Raw genomic sequence first — 20130 nt, 5'->3', positions numbered from 1 at the left:
TCATTGTTAAATATCCGGTCCCGGGCTCGAGGACCTGGGCCTTTTGGACCGGATCCTTATATTCCCATTCTTAAAAATTCAAACGGGAGTATCTTAAAAAACCTTCTTTAAAAAAATTTAAAATGGTTTGTATAATGCCAAATATGCGGAGAATGTACCAAGCACGGGAAGACCGAACCAAAGTATTTTTGCGAACTCAGGTTTTTTATAATAAGCAGTCAATAATCCGCCGAAGAAAAGCCAAATCAGGGCCTTGGCGATAATCCAACCTTGAAAGCTTGTCAAAAGTCCTATTCTTTCCAGCATTCCAATACCTCCGATCAATATAAAGGTCATGCCTATTCCATGAGCGGAAGCGATCAGTTTTTTAGGAGCGTTCTCTTTTGTACCCCCACTTATTACGTGAAGTGCCAGACCACCGTACGCGGAGAATAAGAATAGAATACCGAGGATATGAATGAGCTTGTACACCGGATAAGAAATCATAGGTGCCTATTCTTAAAAGCCTCCGGTCCTATGGAAAGCGAAAAACGATCTTCTACTTTTCCAAAAGATGTTGGACCCCGACCCAATTCCCAACAGGCGGAGATTCTATATATTCTTGGCAACGTTTTCTGTATAGGATCGCGACTATATCTTCAGGATAAACTTTTAAGGCCTGTTCGAAATTTTGGAGAGCTTCCTTAAAATTTCCTACTTTATACAAAATAATTCCACGAGAAATCAGGGGCAAAGTTGCATCTTTTAGTTTTCGGATATGTGGATCGTCAGACTCATAAATTTCGTAGATGATGATCGCTTGGCTTTTTCCTTTGACCACGACCGAATCCACTTCTCGGATCGCAAGATCGTCGGCAATAGTAAGACTAGATAATGTATTTTGAGTGATCAGTATATCCGCCTTATACAAATTCGTAAGACTTTCCAAACGAGATGCAACGTTCACAGTGTCGCCAATTACGGTTGTGTCCAGTCTATGAGAAGATCCTACAGTCCCAAGCATCAGATTTCCCGTATTAATACCGATCCCGATCCTTACACCCTTTACATGTCCGTGTAAACCTTTCACTTCTTCTTCCAGTTCTCGGACCCTTCTTCTCATATCAATTGCTGCAAGAACCGCTCGATCCGCAGCAGATTTTCCTTCCCAATTGTTCTCCGAATGAATCACTCTTTCCGCAGAAAACAAGGCAAGGATCGCATCTCCCATAAATTTATCCACGAAACCCTCGTATTTTTGGATCAGAGGTTCCATCTTAGCCAGATAGCCGTTGATAAATCGGAAGTTTTCTTCGGGAGTCATCTTCTCGGAGATGGTAGTAAAAGAACGAATGTCCGTGAATAGGACGCTCATCTCTCTTAATGCGGAATCGCCCAGATTCACATCCACCGCGGAATCTTTTCCCAGTACACTCAAAAATTGCATCGGAACAAAACGGAAGAATGCATTCTTCTGCCTGGCCAGTTCCAGTTTTTGATGACTAAGTTCTATGTTCAATTCTTCGGATTGTTTGTACAGATCGATAAATCTGTTCGCAAGTATGGTGGTTAAGGAAATCACAAAAAGAAGATATGCAAACTGCGTGAATCGTATTCCGGATTGGAAAAACATGGAGTCCAATACATCGTAACCCGAAATGAATACGATGATGAACATGCTGATCGCCATAAGGGATGCGTCTTTTTTTCTAAGGTAAACCGCTTTTCCCATGAAGTACAATAGATAAATGAGAGAAGGTAGTATGGAGATCTGCCAAGCTCTCAAACTGATCATTAAGTATTGGAATGGAGCTAAAAAAGAAAAGAAGAAGATAATAAAACTCCATCCTGTAATGCCAAGTATCGCCTTATTCGGTAAAGTGGACCCGTAAAAATAATCGTGAAGAAAAAGTAAAAATAAAGGTGCAAGCAAGGACACCGAACCATATTCAATTCTTGTAATCCAAGTACTGTCCTGAATAAAATCGAAAATGATCGTGGATCTACTCAAAGAGTACACAGCCATGGAAATGGAGAAGATCCCGAAGTATAAGTTATATTTATCCGTTCTTCGTTTGGAAAAAATGAGAAGGTGATAAAGCCCGAAAAATATGTAGATCGTATTTAAACTTAAATTGATTAAGATCCCGATTTTCTTGGAAAAATCGTATTCAACGCCTAAAGTATAATCCCCATCCAGATAAAATCCGAGGTCCACATTCGTCGGAGTGAAGATGGGGGAAAGTACAGGATACTCTTCCTCAGAAAGATGAACCGCCGGCCCATCTCCTAACATGTGAAATACGAGTCTATTTTCTCCGGCTTGTAATAGACTGGAATCCACCTGCACGTCCAGATCTCTGAGAGTTTTTCGGATTTGCATTTTTCCGTTCGAGTCCAAATGGATCTCTTTTTGTAGAAGGTTACCGTTCAGATAAATTTCCCAATTCTCTCCTATAAAATTTAAGTACAATCGGATCGGATTTAAGAACACTTTCGCCTTAGGATCGAAACTAAGATTGAATTTTGTCTGGATGGTGAATTCCTGAACCTTGTCGGAAACGGGAGTTTTATAAATTTGGTTCAGAACGATCGGGAATTTTTCTATTTTTACATATCCAGGTTCTGTGGATTCGAAACCGGATTTGAATGAAGGTTTAAATCCTTGTACGGATTCCCATTCCAATCTTTTAAGATCCAAGTCTTTCCACCCTAGGATGGGCTCTTCTTCCTGAGAACCTAGAGAGAAAAAAGAGAATAAGAAAAAAGAAATAAAGACTAGAGTTCTAAAAGGTAAAGTGGGAATTTTTTGATTTTGCAGCATGCGTTATTCGACAGCAGTAATTGGATGAGAAAAACCGAGAGATTTCAAGTTTTTTAGCGGATTTTTTCCTTTTCCCGAAAATGTTTTCGGTAGAAACTATCCGGAAGGGAAAATAGGAGGAAAACTTTATGTCTGACTCATGGGAAGGCAAAAAATTGCCGGAAGTAAGTTTATCCAGCTCTACCGGAAACACCGTACATCTACCTAAAGACTCGGCCGGTTCTTGGACCTTGTTGTATTTTTATCCGAAAGACGACACTCCAGGTTGTACTAAACAAGCCTGCTCTTACCGAGACAATTTGGAAAAGTTCACCCAAGCAGGGGCAAAGGTCTATGGGATCAGTTCCGATTCTTTGGACAGTCATAAACAATTTATTGACAAGTTCAATCTAAGTTTCCCTCTTCTGTCCGATCCGAAACAAAGTTTGAGCGGTCCCTTAGGAGTTTATGGAGACCAAGAATGGCAAGGCAGAGTGTTCAAGGGACTTTCTAGAGACAGCTTTTTGGTGGGACCTGACGGGACCATTCGCAAAGTATGGAGAAAAGTGGATCCCACTAAAACGGTCGCCGAAACTTTAGAGGCGATCTTAAAAGAGGCCGGTGCCTAAGGCGTGATCGTAAAATATATATTAGATACATACCAACCGCATCTACATTTATTAAAGGTGGAAATGGAAGTCCACCCGGACAAACAGGAAACATTTCTCTGTATTCCGAACTGGTCCCCGGGTTCTTACAAGATCCGAGATTATTCTAAATCCATCCACCAAGTCCAATTTACACAGTCCAAACCGGGCTGGAGCCTAGAGCAAACGGACTTGGATACATGGAAAGTTTCTTCCAAGGGAGAAACATTCAAAATTTCTTATCTAGTCTACGGATTCGAACACACGGTTCGAACCAATTATTTCACTAGCGATTTTATTTTAGTCCACCCTCCCGCAACATTCTTATACCCGAAAGATCGGATCGATCTGGAACCGGAGCTGAGTTGGAGAACCCTAACTCCTTTTCGCTTTTGTTATACGGGATTAAAGAAGAAGGAAGGTTCCAAACAAACCTGGAAGGCAAAGAACTTTGATGAATTTTTCGATTGTCCTATCCTTCTTACAAACGAAAAGCAGCTCAGTTTTAGCGTAGAAGGATGCGAATTCGATCTAGTCATCCTAGGAGATATTGAAACAAAGGATAAGAAGAAGATCTCCAAGGATCTGGCAACCATTGTGGAAACCCAGATCAAACTGTTGGGCGGAACGGAAAATCAATATTATCTATTCGCTTTGGATATGAGCGATAATCAGTATGGAGGATTGGAACATCTAAATAGTAGCATCAACCAATTCGATCCGAATGGATGGTCCAGCCCCGATAATTACAGAACACTTTTAGAACTTTTATCTCATGAATATTTCCATCACTGGAATGTAAAAAGAATTCGTCCGATCGCGCTCGGCCCTTTCGATTACCAAAAACCGAATTTAACAAAAGAATTATGGATCGCGGAAGGTATCACTAGCTTCTTCGACGCCTACTTTCTACTTCTTTGCGGATCTTATTCCCCCCAGCAGTATCTGAACAAACTTTGGAAGGACATACGGGAGTTGGAGGAGTCTTTGGGTGAATCCTGGATGAGTTTGGAAGATTCCAGTTTTACCGCTTGGACTAAATATTATAATCGTCCTTTCGATCCGAATTTTTCGAATACCGGGATCTCTTATTATACGAAAGGTGCTATTTTATCCTTAAGCATACATATTTATATCCTGAAAGAGACCAAGGGTAAAAAATCACTAGTCGATATCATGATTGCTTTGAACAAGCAGTTCCACCAGGAGAAAAAAAGAGGATTTACCAAGGCTGAATTTTTCCAAACGGCGAAGAAGGTCACAGGCCTGGATCTTAAACTGGAATTCGATCCTTATATCGTGGAACCGAAGCGTATTCCTGTTGAAAAATATTTACATCTGATCGGGGTGGAAAGGACCGCTTCCAAACCTAAAATCGAATCCGGATTTAGGGTAAAAGAAGAAAGAGGAAGAATGATCGTAAGTAAGATCCTTCTTTCCAAATCCGTAAAAGAAACGGATATCAATCTAGGCGACGAATGGATCGCTTTGGATGACAAAAGGATTCTCCCAGGCAATTGGACAGAATTATTAAATCAATACCAGCCTGGTAAAAAAGCGGACCTTCTTCTTTCCAGAAGAGGGAAAATCTTAAAAAGAAAGATCAAATTCGATTCTTCCCCATCTGCAAACGAACTATGGATCGATGAAAAAGTGGAGGACTCTACCAAGGAATTGAGAGAGATCTTTTTGAACTTGGGAAAAGATCCGGCGACTTCGAAACCTTCTCCCAAAAAAACTAGATCGAAGTAATTCCTCCGTCCACAGTCCAGTTCGCACCGTTGATATAACCGGACTCGGAAGAAATTAAAAAAGTCACCACTCTCGCGATCTCTTCCGGAGAAGCGATCTTCTTAACGGGGGTCATCTCTATTATTTTTTTGCGATGATCGTCCACTTGATCTTCTTGGATGCCCATCTTGGTTTCCATATAACCGGGACTTACTGCGTTAGACGTAATTCCTTTTTCTCCCCATTCCGCAGCGATCGATTTCATAAAACCTATCATACCATGTTTGGAAGAGGAGTAGGCAACGGACAAGGCGCTTCCTTGCACGGACAATGAAGATGCGATATAAACGAATCTTCCGAATCCTTGGGCGCTAAAAATTGGAAGTAACGATTTTGTAATTTGAAAAGCAGAGCGAAGGTTAATGGAAAAGATCCTGTCCCATTCTTCCAAAGAAACTTGGGTGATTTTATGATAAGGACCGCCGTAACCCGCACAATGTATAAACCCACGGATAGAAGAAGAAGGTTCGGACTGGAAATTTTTACAGGCATTCTCCAGTTCGTCCGAAGAAGTTAGGTCCATTTTTTGGAATGTTTCGTTTGGATGGAGTTTGTCGGGAGAAATTAGATCCCAATTTAGGATCGAATATCCGGAACTTCCTAATTCGGAAACGAGAGCGCGACCCAGGCCCCCACTTCCTCCAGTGATTAAAATTGTAAACATTTCCGAATCGACGTACAAGTGGGGAACGATTTCTCTGTTTGGTATGGAACATTCCTTTGAGAGGGTCAACAATATTCTGGAGGCCCTTCCCTATATTACGAAATACTCCGGGAAAACCGTGGTCATCAAATATGGCGGGGCTGCAATGGCAAAGGCCGACTTAAAGGAATCTTTCGCAAAAGATATCGTTCTTCTAAAATATGTAGGCATCCATCCGGTCATCGTACACGGAGGTGGGCCTGAAATAAACAGACTCTTAGATAGTCTGAATATTCCGACCGAGTTCGTTCATGGACATCGGGTCACAAATGAAGAGACCATGGACGTGGTAGAAATGGTCCTCACCGGAAAAGTAAATAAACAGATCGTTTCCATGATCAATAAAGAAGGTGGGAATGCAGTAGGACTTTCCGGAAAAGACGGAAATCTGGCAGTCGCTTCCAAGACTAAGATCGAAGTGGATGTAGAAGGAAAAAAATCGGAACTCGTGGATGTGGGTCTTGTCGGTAAGATCGACAAAATAGATCCGACTGTCATTTTATCTCTGCAAGAAAAAGGTTTTATCCCGGTCATTTCTCCTGTTGCCGAATCGGGATCAGGAGATTCCTTAAATATCAACGCGGATACTTTTGCGGGAGAATTGGCAGGAGCTCTGAAAGCGGAAAAACTGATCCTACTTACGGATACCAGCGGGATCCTGATCGACGGAAAACTAGTAACCGGTTTAAACCGTGCCTTAGTAAAAGATTATATTCGAAAAGGAGATATCACCGGAGGAATGATCCCCAAAGTGGAATGTTGTCTTTCTGCGATTGACCAAGGAGTGAGAAGGACTCATATTATTGACGGAAGAGTCCCCCATTCTATTCTGATCGAAATTTTTACCGATCAAGGGATCGGTTCCTTGATCGAATAAGATGGAAATTCCGAATCTCCTTGACAGGAGTTGGATTTGGGCTGGAATAAGCCCTCCAATCTGAAAATCTCTCAAAAAAAGAAGTATTCCCGGACCAAATGAGTTTCAAACAGCTCTCCTTAGCGCTTATTTCAGACATTACCGCCAGGATCAACTCCACGGATGATCTGGAAGAACTTTTAGGAATTATTATAGAGACCACAAAAGATGTACTCAATACGGAAGGATGTTCCCTTCTACTCTACGATCGGGAAGAAGATTGTCTCGTATTCCAAGTCGCTAAAGGTGATAAGGGAGAGTCCCTCACAGAATTAAAAGTCCCGAGAGGAAAAGGGATCGCCGGAATGGTTCTAGAAAGTTTAGAACCTGTCATCGTTAACGATGCGGCAAACGATCCTAGGATTTATAGGAATATAGACGACGCAGTCGGATTTACCACAAAAAACCTGATCTGCGTTCCGATGAAGGCCCAAGGAGAGATCCAGGGAGTACTGGAAGCGGTGAACTCTTTGGAAAGGCCCGAATTCACAATTAAGGATATTAAAATATTAGAATATCTTTCCGATCTTGCTGCAATCGCGATCCGTAACAGAAAATTGATCCGCGATCTAAAAGATCGCGCGAGAGAATTGGACTGTCTCTATCAGATCAGCCAGGCGATTTCTAATATCGGCGAGTTGGACCAATTCTTAAATCTGACAGTAAACTCCATCTCCGATGTTTTAGGTGCGGAAAGAGTTTCTTTAATCTTCCAAAATCCTAGAACAAAATCTTTCGAACTCTCAAAATCAATCGGTTTCAGTCTGGAAGAAGAATCCCATTTGGTGGATGAGTCCCGAGGGATCTTAAACGAAATTTTATCCCAGGGAAAAGCTCTTTTAGTACAAGGACAAACGGATATCAATCCGGACCTTCTTACCCCAAATCGTTATAAGACAAGATCCTTTGTTTCCGTTCCGATCCGCCAAGACGGTACCATCATAGGCGTTTTAAACGCTGCGGATAAGATCAGTGGGGATAGTTTCTCTCACCAGGATCTTTCCATTTTAAGCACGATCTCCAACCAGATCGCAGAAGCATATAATAGTCTTTTGGCAAAGAACCAAAAGGAGAAGTTAACCTCTATCCGAAGAGACATGCAGATCGCTTCTCAGATCCAGCTGAACTCATTGCCTAATATTCCTAAGAAGATGCATCTTTTGGAGATCGAAACTTCTTATACCGCATCTAAGGAGATCGGCGGAGATTTTTACGATCTAATCTACCATAATCCTGACGAAGTGAGTATCCTGATCGCGGACGTTTCCGGAAAGGGGATCGCCGCAGCATTGTTTATGGAATTTTCCAAAACGATTATCGCAGGTGAAGTGGCGCGTAACTCTTCCACAAGCATCAGCCTTATGGGGGCGAATCGGATCATCCAGGAGAAGTCCGGTTATTTTATGTTCGTTACGGTAATGCTCACTCGTATCAATATGCTCAAAAAAAGGATACGTTATTCTAGTGCGGGCCATAACGAGCAGCTATTATATAAAGCAAAAGAGAAGAAGGTATTACTTCTCTCCGGAAAAGGAATGCCTCTCGGTATCAAAGAGTCGGAGATAGAAGAACATGAAGTGGAATACCAACCGGGAGATCTTCTAGTTCTATATACCGACGGTGTGAGCGAGACCACTAACGAAGGCGGAGAAATGTATTCTCTGGAAAATCTTGCAAAACTGATAGAAAGAAACGGGGACATGCCTGTGGAAAATCTAAAAGAACTGATCCTGGATACTACCGATGCGTTCAGAGGAGAGGCGGATCCTCACGACGATTACACTTTAGTAATGGTCCGTCTGAATTAGAATTTCATAATATAACTCAATAGATAGGCTCTTCTACTATTCTGCCACCATATGAGCGGGCTGCCCTGTAGAGGCCAGCAAGGTTCTCCATAAAGTACTCTTAGTAGGTTGCAGCACTTTTCTTTCCTGGATGGCTATATCGATCGGAAGATGTGTGAATACGTTATTCCACATACCGATCACTATATCCGTCTTGCCTGCCATAGCAGCGTGTACGGCATTCTGGGCTAAAAATCCGCAAAAAATGGAATCCTCAGGGTTTGCGGGAATGGAACGGATGATATAACTCGGGTCTATATATTTTACGTTCACTTCTATCTTCTCCGCTTTGAAAAATTCTTGGATGGAATTTTTAAGATACACCCCTATATCGCCTAACTTTAGATTTCCTGAAGCGTCTCTTTCTTCCGTCTTGCCGAAAAACTTTTGTCCCGCTCCTTCCGCTACGATGATCACTGCATGTTCTCTGGTCTGTATTCTTTTTTTGAGAACATCTAAGAAGGAACCTTTTCCATGCAGATCAAAATCCACTTCCGGAATGAGGCAATAATTTACGTTTTGAGAAGCCAGAGCTGCATTCACCGCGATAAAACCGGAATGTCTTCCCATCAACTTTACTACACCGATCCCGTTCGGCGCCCCTTTTGCTTCCACATGCGCACATTCTACAGCTTCCATCGCTTTGGAGAAGGCCGTGGAAAATCCGAAAGTTTTTTGCACATAATTGATATCGTTATCTATCGTTTTAGGAACTCCGATGACCGAAATCTCTTCGCCCCTTCTATCAATCTCCTTAACGATCTCTTTTGCACCTCTTAAGGTTCCGTCTCCTCCGATACAGAAGAGCATCTTGACTCCATATAAAGAGAGTCGATCCACCATGTCGGAAGGATTTTGGTTCCCTCTGGAAGAGGCAAGAATCGTACCTCCGTCCCTTCCTATATGAGCCACGTTTTCGGGATTCAACTCTATAGGTTTATGATCATACTTTTTGACAAGGCCCTGATAACCGTAAGGAAATCCAAGGATACGTTTGACCCCGTATCTATAATTTAATTCCATTACAATCCCTCGGATCACGTCATTGATCCCTGGACAAAGCCCGCCGCAGGTTACGATCCCGGCGGTTACTTCTTTCGGGTCGAAATAGATTTTCTTTCTAGGACCTGCTTGTTCGAAAAATTCGGCGCCTTCTTCTATATATTCCTTCCAGTTCTCTTCCGTTTCGAATACCGTCTTAAAAACCACCTTGGATTCGTCTGCGGTGTAATATTCATAGGCGGCCGGACTTTCAAATTTGCAGGGGCCGAAATTTCTGATCTTTGTGTTCATTTTTACCGATTCCAAGTAAATTATAGAAGGTTGGTTTTTTTGCTAAATATGACGGAATTATCATTGGCAAAGCAGAATATTCCGTCATATATCAATAAATATAGGATGAGAACCGAGAAAATGACATTTGATTCCAAATCTCTTCCTAAACGTAAGCGCTCGTTTTTTAGAAAGACCTTTCCTTCCATCCTGCAGGTGATCATTCCCTTTATAGCGAGCCTGTCCGTAATCTACGGAGAGAACAGTTCTACTTTTTTCTGGGATTCTTTCGACAACTTTTCCAAAAATAAAGCCCTATTTTCCCAAAAGGGAACTTCCGACCAGAAAGACGAGAAGGAAGAGAATAAGGTCCAATTTTTTTCCGCTCTTACATTCAAATATCCTTATGAAATGAAAGTGTTTCAGGAATACCTCCCGACCGAATCCGCATCTTACGATTCGATTCCGGGACTGCCGAATAAGTTACCGAACCAACCTAAAATTCTTCTACAAAAGAGAGAATTTTTCGCCCTCTACCCTTCCCTCGGAAGAGAAGAGGTTTTTGTAATGGCAATGAGCATGGGCCAGAATAAAGAAAATAAATCCGAAGCTTATGTGGGAGCGAATACGGAAAGAAGGGCTTTCGATCCTTTAACGGACGTGAGAGTGACTTCTTCCGTTCTGCCTGGACTAGGTTCTAATCTTTCTAGGGGTTTGGATAACCAAGCAGGGAATTTACTTTTCGGATATTTGCTCGGACGCGCAGGGATCCAAATGGATCTAGGCTGGAGAATGGTCGGTAACAACGTAGGTTTAGCGATTCCCGAATCTGCAAAATCCTCCATTGGTATAAGTTATTCTTTGATCTCAAACTCCGGCAGTTTAAATAAGATGGATTTCTTCTTACAAGTTTCCGGAATCAAAAGATTTAACGATAAGAGTTTTTTACCGATCGATACCCCCCAAGCTTTCAAAGGTTGGCAGCAAGGTTACGAATATTACGTAAACCCCGGATTTTCCATTTCAACAAAAAACTTGAGTTTCGAAGGTTTAGTACGTTTGCCTCTTCACCAGCCATTTCCGAATATGGACGGATTACTTACCCCCGAAATCCAAGGTATGCTCGGGGTAAAATATAAATTCTCCGATAGTTCTCCAAATTTACAAAAATAAAGATCAATTTTTTCTAATATCATTTTCCGACGCTACACACCGATATCCAAATTTAGGAGAAAGGCCTATGAAAAAAATCGAATTCCTAATCTTATTTTGTGCTGTTACGACGATATGGGCCGATGAAGTGGTTTATACAAAAGCGGGAAAGAAGATAATCTTAAAAGAAAATTTTACCTGGCAGTATGCCCCCGAACCCAAAGTAGATCCATCAAAAAAATCAAATACGACCAGGCCAATCCTGAAAGGGACCGACCAAACTAGTCTGATTAAAAGTACGTCAGGAGTATATTCCGTTTTTTATAATTCGGCCCAATGGACAAGTGTGACCGAAAACCATGAATTTGCAGAGTTCCATTTCGTAAACCAAACAAGAACCGGCAACGCGATGGTAATCTATGAAGGTTTGGAAATTCCTTTGGAATCATTTCCTGAATTAGTTCTATTAAATGTAGTCAAAACGGATCCGGATGCGAGGATCTTAAACATAGAAGATTGTTCCGTGAACGGAGTCCTTGGAAAGATTGTCACTTATACGGCACAGATCAAAGGTCTTAGATTTATTTTTTATTCCTTTCTAACTAGCGGTAATTTCGGTTCAGTTCAGTTCTCTACTTTTACCCTAGAAAGCCAGTTTGAGAAAGAAAAGGCGAATTTTGAGAAGGTAATTTCGGGTTTTGTTTTGAATTGAGAGGTTTGTAGTAACTTCGACGGAAACCACGGCTTATAACGATCTTTCGATAGCGGAATTTGAATTCGCGTCTGAATTCCGTCGAAGTTACTACAAATTTTGCATTTTCTGAAAGGAAAGTTGCAGATCCAGCTTATTGATTTGTTCTTTCTTTCTGCCAAATCTGAGAATAGATGCAGTTTCGCCGGATGTAGTATCTATGACCTCAATCCTAGTCTCCATCACAGGGCATGCAACTTCCTCACAACGAATCTCACTTAGCTTCAAGAGTAGATCTTCCCTACCCAGCTTCTCCCTGATTTTAGATGCCAACCAAGGATGGAATGGAAACTCCGTTCCAGGCTCCGATTCATCCTGGTATTCAGAATGAACCGGAATTGTAGTAACTTCGACAAATCGTTTCATTAAAAATTAGACTCTGGAAACAGCCTCCTGGGGGTCATAAGCCAAATTCGGAGAAAGCCATTTTTCCACATCGGAAATGGTCATTCCTTTCCTGTTCGCATAATCCTGGACCTGGTCCTTATTAATCTTCGCCACTGCAAAATACTTAGAATCAGGATGAGCAAAATACAAGCCACTCACGGAACTTGCCGGCATCATTGCAAAATGTTCAGTGAGAGTAATGCCCGTATTCTTCTCCACCTCTAATAGATCGAATAAGGTCCTTTTTTCAGTATGATCCGGACTTGCTGGGTAGCCAGCCGCAGGACGAATCCCCTGATAACGTTCCCGGATCAATTCTTCAGAGGATAGATTTTCGTCCGCTACGTAACCCCAAAGTTCTTTCCGGACCTTCAAGTGCATATATTCGGCAAAAGCCTCGGCAAAACGATCGCCCAAGGCTTTTGACATAATGGAATTATAATCATCTAAACGAGAATCGAATAAGGATGCAAATTCTTCCACTCCATGACCCGCGGTGACCGCAAAACCACCGATATAATCCGCAATCCCGCTATCCTTAGGTGCGATATAATCCGCCAAACAATAATTAGGTTCGTCTTTCTCCTCTTTACTTATCTGTTGACGCAGGGTGTGAAAAACAGTCTTAACTTTCGTCCTGGTTTCGTCTTCATACACTTCTATATCATCGCCAACACTATTTGCAGGGAAGATCCCGATCACTCCTCGGGTAGTGTATCTTTTATTAGAAACGATATCTTCCAACAGTTTCTGAGCGTCTTTGAATAATTCTTTGGCCTGTTTACCGTAAGTCTCACTTTCCAAAATGGACGGATAACGTCCCTTCAATTCCCAGGCTTGAAAGAATGGAGACCAGTCTATATAAGGAACGAGTTCCTCCAGAGAGACTTCATTATCAAAAACTCGAACTCCAACAAAATTCGGTTTAGCTACTTGTGTCACATTCCAATCGGTAACATATTTATTCTCACGAGCATCTTCAATAGAAACAAGTTTACGATCGCTTCTAGTATTAAAATAGATTTCTCTTTGGACTTTCTGCTCTTCTTTGATTTGTTTTATATAATCCGGTTTTAAAGAAGGGTTTAAAAGTTTTCCGACGACGTTTACGACCCGAGAAGCATCCAAAACATGAACCACTGGTTGGTCGTACTTTTCCGAAATTTTTACCGCAGTATGAGCGGAGCTTGTAGTAGCGCCTCCGATCAATAAAGGAATATTGAAGCCCGTTCTCTTCATCTCGGAAGCAACGTGGACCATTTCATCCAGAGAAGGAGTGATAAGGCCGGACAGACCGATGATATCCACATTCTGCTTTTTTGCTTCTTCCAAGATTTTTTCGCAAGGGACCATTACACCGAGGTCTATCACTTCGTAATTATTACATGCAAGTACGACTGCCACAATGTTTTTACCGATATCGTGAACGTCCCCTTTTACTGTAGCGATCAGGAACTTTTGTTTAGCGGATGACTGAGCTTGTTTACGGTTCTCTTCTTCCATAAAAGGTAGAAGGTAAGCTACGGATTTTTTCATAACCCGAGCACTTTTTACAACCTGAGGAAGAAACATTTTTCCAGATCCAAATAGATCGCCTACAACCCTCATTCCATCCATCAGAGGACCTTCGATCACTTGTAAAGGTTGATCGTATTTGAGTCTTGCTTCTTCCGTGTCTTGGTCTATGTATTCTACAATTCCTTTTACTAAAGAATATTCCAATCTTTGCTCGACTGTTCCCTCTCTCCAGGCTTCTTCTTTTTTTTCGACCTTCTCGCCTGACTTAAAGGATTCCGCAAATTCGATCAATCTTTCGGTTGCGTCGGATCTTCTGTTTAATAGGACATCTTCCACTCTTTCCAAAAGATCTTTAGGAATTTCCTCATAAACTGCAAGCATACCTGCGTTTACGATCGCCATATCCATTCCGGCTTTGATAGCGTGGAATAAGAATGCGGAGTGCATCGCTTCTCTAACCGGATTGTTCCCGCGGAATGAGAAGGAAATATTACTTAAGCCTCCGCTGATCTTCGCTCCTGGGCAAATAGCTTTGATCTCTTTGATTGCTTCTATAAAATCGACCGCGTAATTATTATGTTCATCTATTCCCGTTCCGACCGTTAGAATGTTCGGATCAAAGATAATATCAAATGGGGAAAAGTCAGCCTTCTCCACCAATAGATCGTAAGCTCTTTTACAAATACGGACTTTGTCGTCTTTCGTAGCCGCCTGGCCTTGTTCATCAAAAGCCATTACGATGACAGAAGCGCCGTACATTTTGATCGTTTTTGCCTGTTGCAAAAACTTCTCTTCCCCTTCTTTTAAAGAGATAGAGTTCACGATCGGTTTTCCTTGGATACATTTTAAGCCGGTTTCTAAAACGGACCATTTGGAACTGTCGACCATAAAAGGAACCTTTGCGATATCAGGCTCGACCGCGATCAAATTTAAGAATTCTTTCATAGAGGCTTCTCCATCCAAAAGAGCCTCGTCGAAATTGATATCAATGATGTTTGCGCCAGCTTCTACTTGTTGCAAAGCGACTGATACGGCTTCTTCAAAATTTCCTTCTAAGATAAGCCTCTTGAATTTAGGAGAACCTGTTACGTTCGTTCTTTCCCCTATTAGGACGAAACCGGTCGCTTCATCTATATTCAAAGGTTCTAATCCGGATAATCTGGTCTTCCCTTCTATCTCAGGTATTAGTCTAGGTTTTTTACCTTGGACTGCTTTAGCACCTTCTTTGATATGTGCAGGAGTTGTTCCGCAACATCCTCCCGCAATGTTCAACCAGCCTTGGCTGGAAAAATCATCCAAAAACTTTCCAAATTCTTCGGGAGTTTGATCATATCCGCCGAATGCGTTAGGCAATCCTGCATTCGGATAACAACTAATATAACAGCCTGAGATCCTAGACAATTCTTCGATATAAGGCCTCATCTCTCCCGCACCCAGGGCACAATTGATCCCAACAGAGAGAGGATTTGCATGATAAATGGAATTGTAAAATGCCTCGATCGTCTGTCCTGACAACGTCCTCCCGGAAGCATCGGTAATCGTGACGGAAAGAGATACCGGGATCCGTACATTCAAATCTTTGAATACATTCTCGATGGCAACAATGATCGCCTTTAAATTCAAAGTATCTATATTCGTTTCGGAAAGAAGAATATCCACTCCTTCTTCCACCAATGCCCTGACCTGCTCGTAAAACGTTTCTACCAGTTCGTCGAAAGTCACTGCACGAAACGCGGGATTATTCACATCGGGAGAAAGAGAAGCGGTCCTAGTAGTAGGTCCAATGGAGCCGGCAAGGAATAACGGTTGATTCGGATGAGTTTTCGAAAACTTCTCCATTGCAGCACGAGCGACTTTGACCGCTTTTCTGTTCAGCTCGTCAACATAAGCTTCCGCATTATAATCCGCTTGAGAGATCCTGTTAGAACTGAACGTATTCGTTTCTAGAATGTTCGCTCCTGCTTCTAAAAATTTATAATGTATTTCTTCGATCACTTCCGGTTTCGTGATCACAAGCAAATCGTTGTTTCCCTTCAATGCGGAAGGATGATCTTTGAGTCTTTCATCTCTGAAGTCTTCTTCTCCCAGGCCATATCTTTGGATCATGGTCCCCATTGCTCCGTCAAGAACTAGGATCCTTTCTTCCAATAATTTTAAGAGTTCTTGCGCTTTGGGGTTTGTATATGTGGGAAATTTATGTTTCATAATTCTTTAATATTGCAGCGTTTATCTAACAGAGGTTTTTTAAGATCATTGATCATCGGTAACGTTTTCGATTCTTTTGCGTTCAAAGTGATCCAATCTTTCCAAATTACCGGTACTTCATCTTCCGGGAAGATGGCATTCACCGGACATTCTCTCAAACAATCATTACAATTGATACAAATGTCCGGATCTATGACTAAGTAATCCTTTCCTTCTCGGAAAGCTTCCACCGGACAGGCTGCGGCACAGTAAGTAATTTTACACCCTACACAGGGCTCAGTTACTACGTATGCCACAACCTCTCCTTTATCGATTAATAGCGGTAGTGTTCCGGTTTGAACGGACCTTCTACAGGTACTCCGATATACTCGGCTTGTTTAGCGTTTAATGTGGTTAGGCGAACTCCTAATTGCTCCAAATGTAACGCTGCAACTTTCTCATCTAATTTTTTAGGCAATCTATAGACACCGATCTCGTACTTATTGTTCCAAAGTTCGATCTGGGCCAATACTTGGTTCGTAAAAGAACAAGACATTACGAAAGATGGGTGACCAGTTGCACAACCAAGGTTCACTAAACGACCTTCTGCAAGAACGATAATGGATCTTCCGTTCTCGAAAGTGTATTTGTCCACTTGAGGTTTGATTTCCTTCTTCACTACACCCTTTTCAGCGTTCAATCTGGACATTTGGATCTCAGTGTCGAAGTGTCCGATATTACAAAGAATTGCGCCGTCTTTCATTGCTTTCATGTGTTCCAGTGTAATAATGTCGTCGTTTCCGGTCGCAGTTACTACAAGATCCACGAATTCGATCGCGTCTTCTACCCTTAGAACTTGGTATCCTTCCATTACTGCCTGGAGAGCGCAGATAGGATCGATCTCGGTAACGATCACTCTAGCTCCGAAATTGCGCAAAGAAGCAGCAGAACCCTTTCCAACGTCTCCGTATCCGCAAACAAGCGCTACTTTTCCAGCAAGCATAACGTCAGTTGCACGTTTGATACCGTCCGCCAAGGATTCTCTACAACCGTATAAGTTGTCGAATTTAGACTTAGTAACGGAATCGTTCACATTGATTGCAGGAAGTTTCAACTCGCCTTTTTTGAGGAGTTTTTCGAGGCCTTTTACTCCTGTAGTCGTTTCTTCAGAAACTCCTTTGATCTCTGCCAGAAGCTGAGGATATTTCTCGTGAACGTACATGGTTAGGTCACCACCGTCGTCCAGGATCATATTTGGGCCTTTGCCATCTTCAAAGAATAGGGTTTGTTCTACACACCACCAATATTCTTCTTCCGTTTCACCTTTCCAAGCAAACACAGGAACTCCGGTTTTTGCGATAGCAGCTGCCGCATGGTCTTGAGTGGAGAAGATATTACAAGAAGACCAACGAACTTCTGCTCCAAGCTCAGTCAGAGTCTCAATCAGAACAGCAGTTTGAATGGTCATGTGAAGAGAACCCGCAATACGCGCTCCTTTCAGAGGTTGTTTCCCCTTATATTCTTTGCGTAAGGACATCAGACCTGGCATTTCTTTCTCTGCCAGAATGATTTCTTCGCGACCCCAGTCCGCGAGTGAAATGTCTTTAACCTTATATTTTAAACCTTTTTCTTGTATTGTAGCGGACATTAAAGTCCTCCTCTTTTCTTAGCTTTAATTATTAATACTTTGAAGTATTTCTGTGATTCTACTTCTTCGATGGATTCAAGGTTGAAACCGGCGTGATTCAACCAATCCGATAGAAGTTCCGACTCAAATCCGAGCCATAAGTCAGCGAAATTATCGCGCATGATTTCCTGGTTGTGTTTCTTTAGATCTACGATGATGAAAACACCATCATCCTTTAAAACTTTATGTATTTCTTTCATAGCCTGAGGCGGATTGGAAAGATGGTGTAAGACCATCGAAGCTACGACAGAATCTGCGGATTGAATCAAATTTTGAGGAAGGGTTTCAATCTCAGAAGTGAGGAAATGGACTTGGGAATTATTTAAAAAGGAGTCTTTCGCCTCTTTGATCATCTTTTCGGAAGAATCAATTCCAATAACTTCCTGGCTCTTCATCAATAAGTAAGGGATTAAACCCCCAGGGCCACAGCCAAGGTCTAAGATCCGACAAGAATGTTCCGGAAGTAAATCAAGGATCTTGTTTCGATATAAAATCGGATCCAAAACATCACTTTGGATGCTTTCCCAATTCTGTGCAACATCATCAAAGTACTTTGATCTTTTCAAATCTCTTTGTTTAAGGATATCTTTAATTTTAGCTAAATCTTGCTCTGAATATGGAAGATTTTTTTCAAAATCCAGAAGAAGTTCATGAAATCTTGCAGAAAAATCCTGTGAATGATCGCTGGAGACCCGAGGACTATAATAAACCCAAGAACCCTCGCGCTGAGATGTCAAAAATCCTGCATCTGCCAAGATCTTTAGATGCCTAGAGATCCGAGACTGACCCATCTCCAGCACTTCTGTTATCTCCTGAACATTGAGAGGTACAATAGAAAGTATCCGAAGAACGCGAATGCGGGTTTCGTCTGATAATGCTTTTATCGCGAGTAGAATATCCCGGTCCTGAAAAGATCCTATTCCAGCAGAAAATGGTACGACAATAGAATCAGAGTAAGTTTCGACAGATTCTCTTTCTAATGACATATCCTTTAGCGACATTTTTCACACCTTTCAACAGGATATCAAGATATCTTGATTTCTTCAAGCAAAAAATTCTCATGCTCTTACTAGAAATTATGTCGTATAAATCAGCCGCTAAAACAGGAACGTTAGCCCCAATGAGAAGGAGATCCTCTTTCAAGAATGAATTTTCGAGGCCATCCTATAAGAATAATGCGAACCTCTCCGGTTTCTAAGTTCAAAACACGACGAATGTCTATAATCTTTGAAGTTGGTGGTTTTCGATTACGCCAAAAGTGAGAAAGAATTCTTTCATCTATTTGAAGAAATTCCCAATGAATCATTAACACAATTATATAATTCATCGAAACACCGTGTGCGAGAGCCATATTTCTCAGCTCTTGGTAATTATCTTCTTTCGGGCGATAACTATGGCGGACCAGATTCTGGCCTTTTTCTTGAAAGGATGTTCTCAGAGGATTCCTTCCCATATATCTTTGGGATTGAATCAACAGACTATACTTCTCTTGCAAACGCCTTAAATATCGAGGAAAGTTTCGTCTGCAATCAATCGGAACTTTTCTCCAAAGCCTTTCCGGAATCAATGCCGTAGAAGGATAAGGATTTTTAACAATCTTTATCTTCTGTTTAAGTTTCTCATGAAGGAAAACGGTAGAGTTCATACCCTTCACGTTTCCCAAGTTTGAGTTAGCGCGTGAAATTTTTTCTTAAGGTGTAGAAATTACTACACCTTGGAAATTATATATCTTGCTTGGTTTGATTTAATAATTCTTGATTCTGAAGTTTTTGATCCCGGAGAATTTTATAATTCTCTTCCATTATCTTCTTAAAGCCATCTAATATTTTCATTTTCTCACGCATAAATTCCTCTAAAGGCTGCTTCAGAAGACCTTGAGGAGATACTACAACTTCTTCATCTCGCTTTAGTGGAAAATTTTGTCCATTTTCTGTAGTAACTCCGACTTCCCCCTCTTTCACAAAGATTCCATTTGGCACATCCGAATCTTCATTATCGGAGTTTTCCTTGCGCTGCGTTTCATTTTCTTCACAAACTACAAATTGCGTTCCTCGAACACCCGCATTGTAAGAAGGGGCGGAAATTGTAAAATCTTCTTTTTTAGAACCCTTATCAACTCGGGCAAAAACTTTGCCGGAAATCAACTCTAACTTTGATTTATTTGCCTTTTTGTCTGAACTTAGTTCGGAAATCTTCACTTTTGTATAAGAAGCGATACGAACCACAACTGAAGGGCCAATTTGAAGATCAACTTTTCCATCTTTTGTTTCGACATCATCCTGCTTCTTTAAAATCGAATTCTTCCTGAGATTTACTTTCTTCCCGTTTTGCGTTCCTGAAACATCCCCCACAACGAACAATACGATCGCAATTTCTTGTTCCGAAAACAAAGAAGTGGGTAGAGTAAAGAAAATTGTTAATACCAATATAAATACGCGATATTTCATGGAAGATTTCCTATAATACAAATTTATTCGACAAAGACTGTAGTAG

17 protein-coding genes are annotated in these 20130 nt (G+C 41.5%); 6 read left to right on the top strand and 11 right to left on the bottom strand.

Going from position 1 to position 20130, the window contains the following annotated elements; genetic code table 11:
• Positions 1-117: 117 nt before the first annotated feature.
• Both AB3N61_RS17540 and AB3N61_RS17535 read right to left on the bottom strand, forming a co-directional pair.
• On the bottom strand, positions 118-486 hold the full coding sequence (locus AB3N61_RS17540; RefSeq protein WP_020770170.1) for a hypothetical protein: 369 nt from the start codon (positions 484-486) through the stop codon (positions 118-120).
• Positions 487-538: 52 nt separating this feature from the next.
• The gene (locus AB3N61_RS17535; RefSeq protein ID WP_367899305.1) at positions 539-2803 is read right to left on the bottom strand and encodes an adenylate/guanylate cyclase domain-containing protein; all 2265 of its coding nucleotides are present in this window, start codon (positions 2801-2803) and stop codon (positions 539-541) included.
• A gap of 128 nt (positions 2804-2931) precedes the next feature.
• Here AB3N61_RS17535 and AB3N61_RS17530 point away from each other — a divergent pair, with 128 nt between their 5' ends.
• Together AB3N61_RS17530 and AB3N61_RS17525 are read left to right on the top strand one after the other, a co-directional pair.
• Positions 2932-3411, top strand: coding sequence for a peroxiredoxin (locus AB3N61_RS17530; RefSeq protein WP_020770082.1), 480 nt, complete (start codon positions 2932-2934; stop codon positions 3409-3411).
• Between the two features lie 63 nt (positions 3412-3474).
• Positions 3475-5181 carry a M61 family metallopeptidase gene (locus tag AB3N61_RS17525; RefSeq protein ID WP_367899347.1) on the top strand — a complete coding sequence of 569 codons (1707 nt, stop codon included), beginning with the start codon at positions 3475-3477 and terminating at the stop codon, positions 5179-5181.
• Here the strand turns inward: AB3N61_RS17525 and AB3N61_RS17520 are convergent.
• Positions 5168-5884, bottom strand: a complete 717-nt coding sequence (locus AB3N61_RS17520; RefSeq protein ID WP_367899304.1) for an SDR family NAD(P)-dependent oxidoreductase — start codon at positions 5882-5884, stop codon at positions 5168-5170. The two genes, AB3N61_RS17525 and AB3N61_RS17520, sit on opposite strands and share 14 nt — an antisense overlap.
• 43 nt (positions 5885-5927) lie before the next feature.
• Here AB3N61_RS17520 and argB point away from each other — a divergent pair, with 43 nt between their 5' ends.
• Both argB and AB3N61_RS17510 read left to right on the top strand, forming a co-directional pair.
• Positions 5928-6800 carry an acetylglutamate kinase gene (gene argB / locus AB3N61_RS17515; RefSeq protein ID WP_367899303.1) on the top strand — a complete coding sequence of 291 codons (873 nt, stop codon included), beginning with the start codon at positions 5928-5930 and terminating at the stop codon, positions 6798-6800.
• Positions 6801-6898: 98 nt separating this feature from the next.
• Complete coding sequence (locus AB3N61_RS17510; protein ID WP_020769983.1) at positions 6899-8647, top strand: GAF domain-containing SpoIIE family protein phosphatase; 1749 nt, start codon at positions 6899-6901, stop codon at positions 8645-8647.
• Between the two features lie 36 nt (positions 8648-8683).
• On the opposite strand, the gene AB3N61_RS17505 is transcribed toward AB3N61_RS17510, so the two are convergent.
• Entirely contained in the window at positions 8684-9979 is a 1296-nt protein-coding gene (locus AB3N61_RS17505; protein WP_367899302.1) for an ATP-dependent 6-phosphofructokinase, read from the bottom strand.
• 120 nt (positions 9980-10099) lie between these two features.
• Here AB3N61_RS17505 and AB3N61_RS17500 point away from each other — a divergent pair, with 120 nt between their 5' ends.
• Both AB3N61_RS17500 and AB3N61_RS17495 read left to right on the top strand, forming a co-directional pair.
• On the top strand, positions 10100-11131 hold the full coding sequence (locus tag AB3N61_RS17500; RefSeq protein WP_036089877.1) for an LIC_20087 family outer membrane protein: 1032 nt from the start codon (positions 10100-10102) through the stop codon (positions 11129-11131).
• 67 nt (positions 11132-11198) lie between these two features.
• Positions 11199-11822, top strand: a complete 624-nt coding sequence (locus AB3N61_RS17495) for a hypothetical protein (protein ID WP_020769940.1) — start codon at positions 11199-11201, stop codon at positions 11820-11822.
• A gap of 90 nt (positions 11823-11912) precedes the next feature.
• Here the strand turns inward: AB3N61_RS17495 and AB3N61_RS17490 are convergent, their stop codons facing one another.
• The 7 genes from AB3N61_RS17490 to AB3N61_RS17460 form a co-directional block, all read right to left on the bottom strand.
• A complete protein-coding gene (locus tag AB3N61_RS17490) occupies positions 11913-12227 on the bottom strand; it encodes a hypothetical protein (protein ID WP_020769987.1) in 315 nt (104 codons plus the stop codon).
• A gap of 6 nt (positions 12228-12233) precedes the next feature.
• Positions 12234-15971 carry a methionine synthase gene (gene metH / locus AB3N61_RS17485; RefSeq protein ID WP_367899301.1) on the bottom strand — a complete coding sequence of 1246 codons (3738 nt, stop codon included), beginning with the start codon at positions 15969-15971 and terminating at the stop codon, positions 12234-12236.
• The gene (locus tag AB3N61_RS17480) at positions 15968-16267 is read right to left on the bottom strand and encodes a DUF362 domain-containing protein (protein ID WP_036089812.1); all 300 of its coding nucleotides are present in this window, start codon (positions 16265-16267) and stop codon (positions 15968-15970) included. Before AB3N61_RS17480 ends, metH begins: the two co-directional genes overlap by 4 nt.
• A gap of 17 nt (positions 16268-16284) precedes the next feature.
• The gene (gene ahcY, locus AB3N61_RS17475) at positions 16285-17598 is read right to left on the bottom strand and encodes an adenosylhomocysteinase (RefSeq protein WP_020770143.1); all 1314 of its coding nucleotides are present in this window, start codon (positions 17596-17598) and stop codon (positions 16285-16287) included.
• On the bottom strand, positions 17598-18638 hold the full coding sequence (locus tag AB3N61_RS17470) for an ArsR/SmtB family transcription factor (protein ID WP_367899300.1): 1041 nt from the start codon (positions 18636-18638) through the stop codon (positions 17598-17600). The genes ahcY and AB3N61_RS17470 overlap by 1 nt, the downstream gene beginning before the upstream one ends.
• Positions 18639-18748: 110 nt before the next feature.
• Positions 18749-19282 (bottom strand): DUF1564 family protein, encoded by a 534-nt coding sequence (locus tag AB3N61_RS17465; protein ID WP_367899299.1) that lies wholly within the window; start codon positions 19280-19282, stop codon positions 18749-18751.
• Positions 19283-19358: 76 nt separating this feature from the next.
• Entirely contained in the window at positions 19359-20084 is a 726-nt protein-coding gene (locus AB3N61_RS17460) for a FecR domain-containing protein (RefSeq protein ID WP_367899298.1), read from the bottom strand.
• Positions 20085-20130: the final 46 nt, after the last annotated feature.

It is taken from the genome of Leptospira sp. WS58.C1, assembly GCF_040833995.1.
Taxonomy (GTDB): Bacteria; Spirochaetota; Leptospiria; order Leptospirales; family Leptospiraceae; genus Leptospira_B; species Leptospira_B cinconiae.
This window is presented reverse-complemented; position numbering and strand designations above follow the sequence as displayed.

Excerpts from the sequence above, each read along its gene's own strand:
- argB (WP_367899303.1), top strand. The coding sequence starts at position 5,928 with ATGGAACATTCCTTTGAGAGGGTCAACAATATTCTGGAGGCCCTTCCC.
- AB3N61_RS17500 (WP_036089877.1), top strand. The coding sequence starts at position 10,100 with ATGACATTTGATTCCAAATCTCTTCCTAAACGTAAGCGCTCGTTTTTT.
- AB3N61_RS17470 (WP_367899300.1), bottom strand. The coding sequence starts at position 18,638 with ATGTCGCTAAAGGATATGTCATTAGAAAGAGAATCTGTCGAAACTTAC.
- AB3N61_RS17465 (WP_367899299.1), bottom strand. The coding sequence starts at position 19,282 with ATGAACTCTACCGTTTTCCTTCATGAGAAACTTAAACAGAAGATAAAG.
- metH (WP_367899301.1), bottom strand. The coding sequence starts at position 15,971 with ATGAAACATAAATTTCCCACATATACAAACCCCAAAGCGCAAGAACTC.
- AB3N61_RS17525 (WP_367899347.1), top strand. The coding sequence starts at position 3,475 with ATGGAAGTCCACCCGGACAAACAGGAAACATTTCTCTGTATTCCGAAC.
- AB3N61_RS17460 (WP_367899298.1), bottom strand. The coding sequence starts at position 20,084 with ATGAAATATCGCGTATTTATATTGGTATTAACAATTTTCTTTACTCTA.
- AB3N61_RS17495 (WP_020769940.1), top strand. The coding sequence starts at position 11,199 with ATGAAAAAAATCGAATTCCTAATCTTATTTTGTGCTGTTACGACGATA.
- AB3N61_RS17530 (WP_020770082.1), top strand. The coding sequence starts at position 2,932 with ATGTCTGACTCATGGGAAGGCAAAAAATTGCCGGAAGTAAGTTTATCC.
- AB3N61_RS17520 (WP_367899304.1), bottom strand. The coding sequence starts at position 5,884 with ATGTTTACAATTTTAATCACTGGAGGAAGTGGGGGCCTGGGTCGCGCT.
- AB3N61_RS17535 (WP_367899305.1), bottom strand. The coding sequence starts at position 2,803 with ATGCTGCAAAATCAAAAAATTCCCACTTTACCTTTTAGAACTCTAGTC.
- AB3N61_RS17505 (WP_367899302.1), bottom strand. The coding sequence starts at position 9,979 with ATGAACACAAAGATCAGAAATTTCGGCCCCTGCAAATTTGAAAGTCCG.
- ahcY (WP_020770143.1), bottom strand. The coding sequence starts at position 17,598 with ATGTCCGCTACAATACAAGAAAAAGGTTTAAAATATAAGGTTAAAGAC.
- AB3N61_RS17540 (WP_020770170.1), bottom strand. The coding sequence starts at position 486 with ATGATTTCTTATCCGGTGTACAAGCTCATTCATATCCTCGGTATTCTA.
- AB3N61_RS17510 (WP_020769983.1), top strand. The coding sequence starts at position 6,899 with ATGAGTTTCAAACAGCTCTCCTTAGCGCTTATTTCAGACATTACCGCC.
- AB3N61_RS17490 (WP_020769987.1), bottom strand. The coding sequence starts at position 12,227 with ATGAAACGATTTGTCGAAGTTACTACAATTCCGGTTCATTCTGAATAC.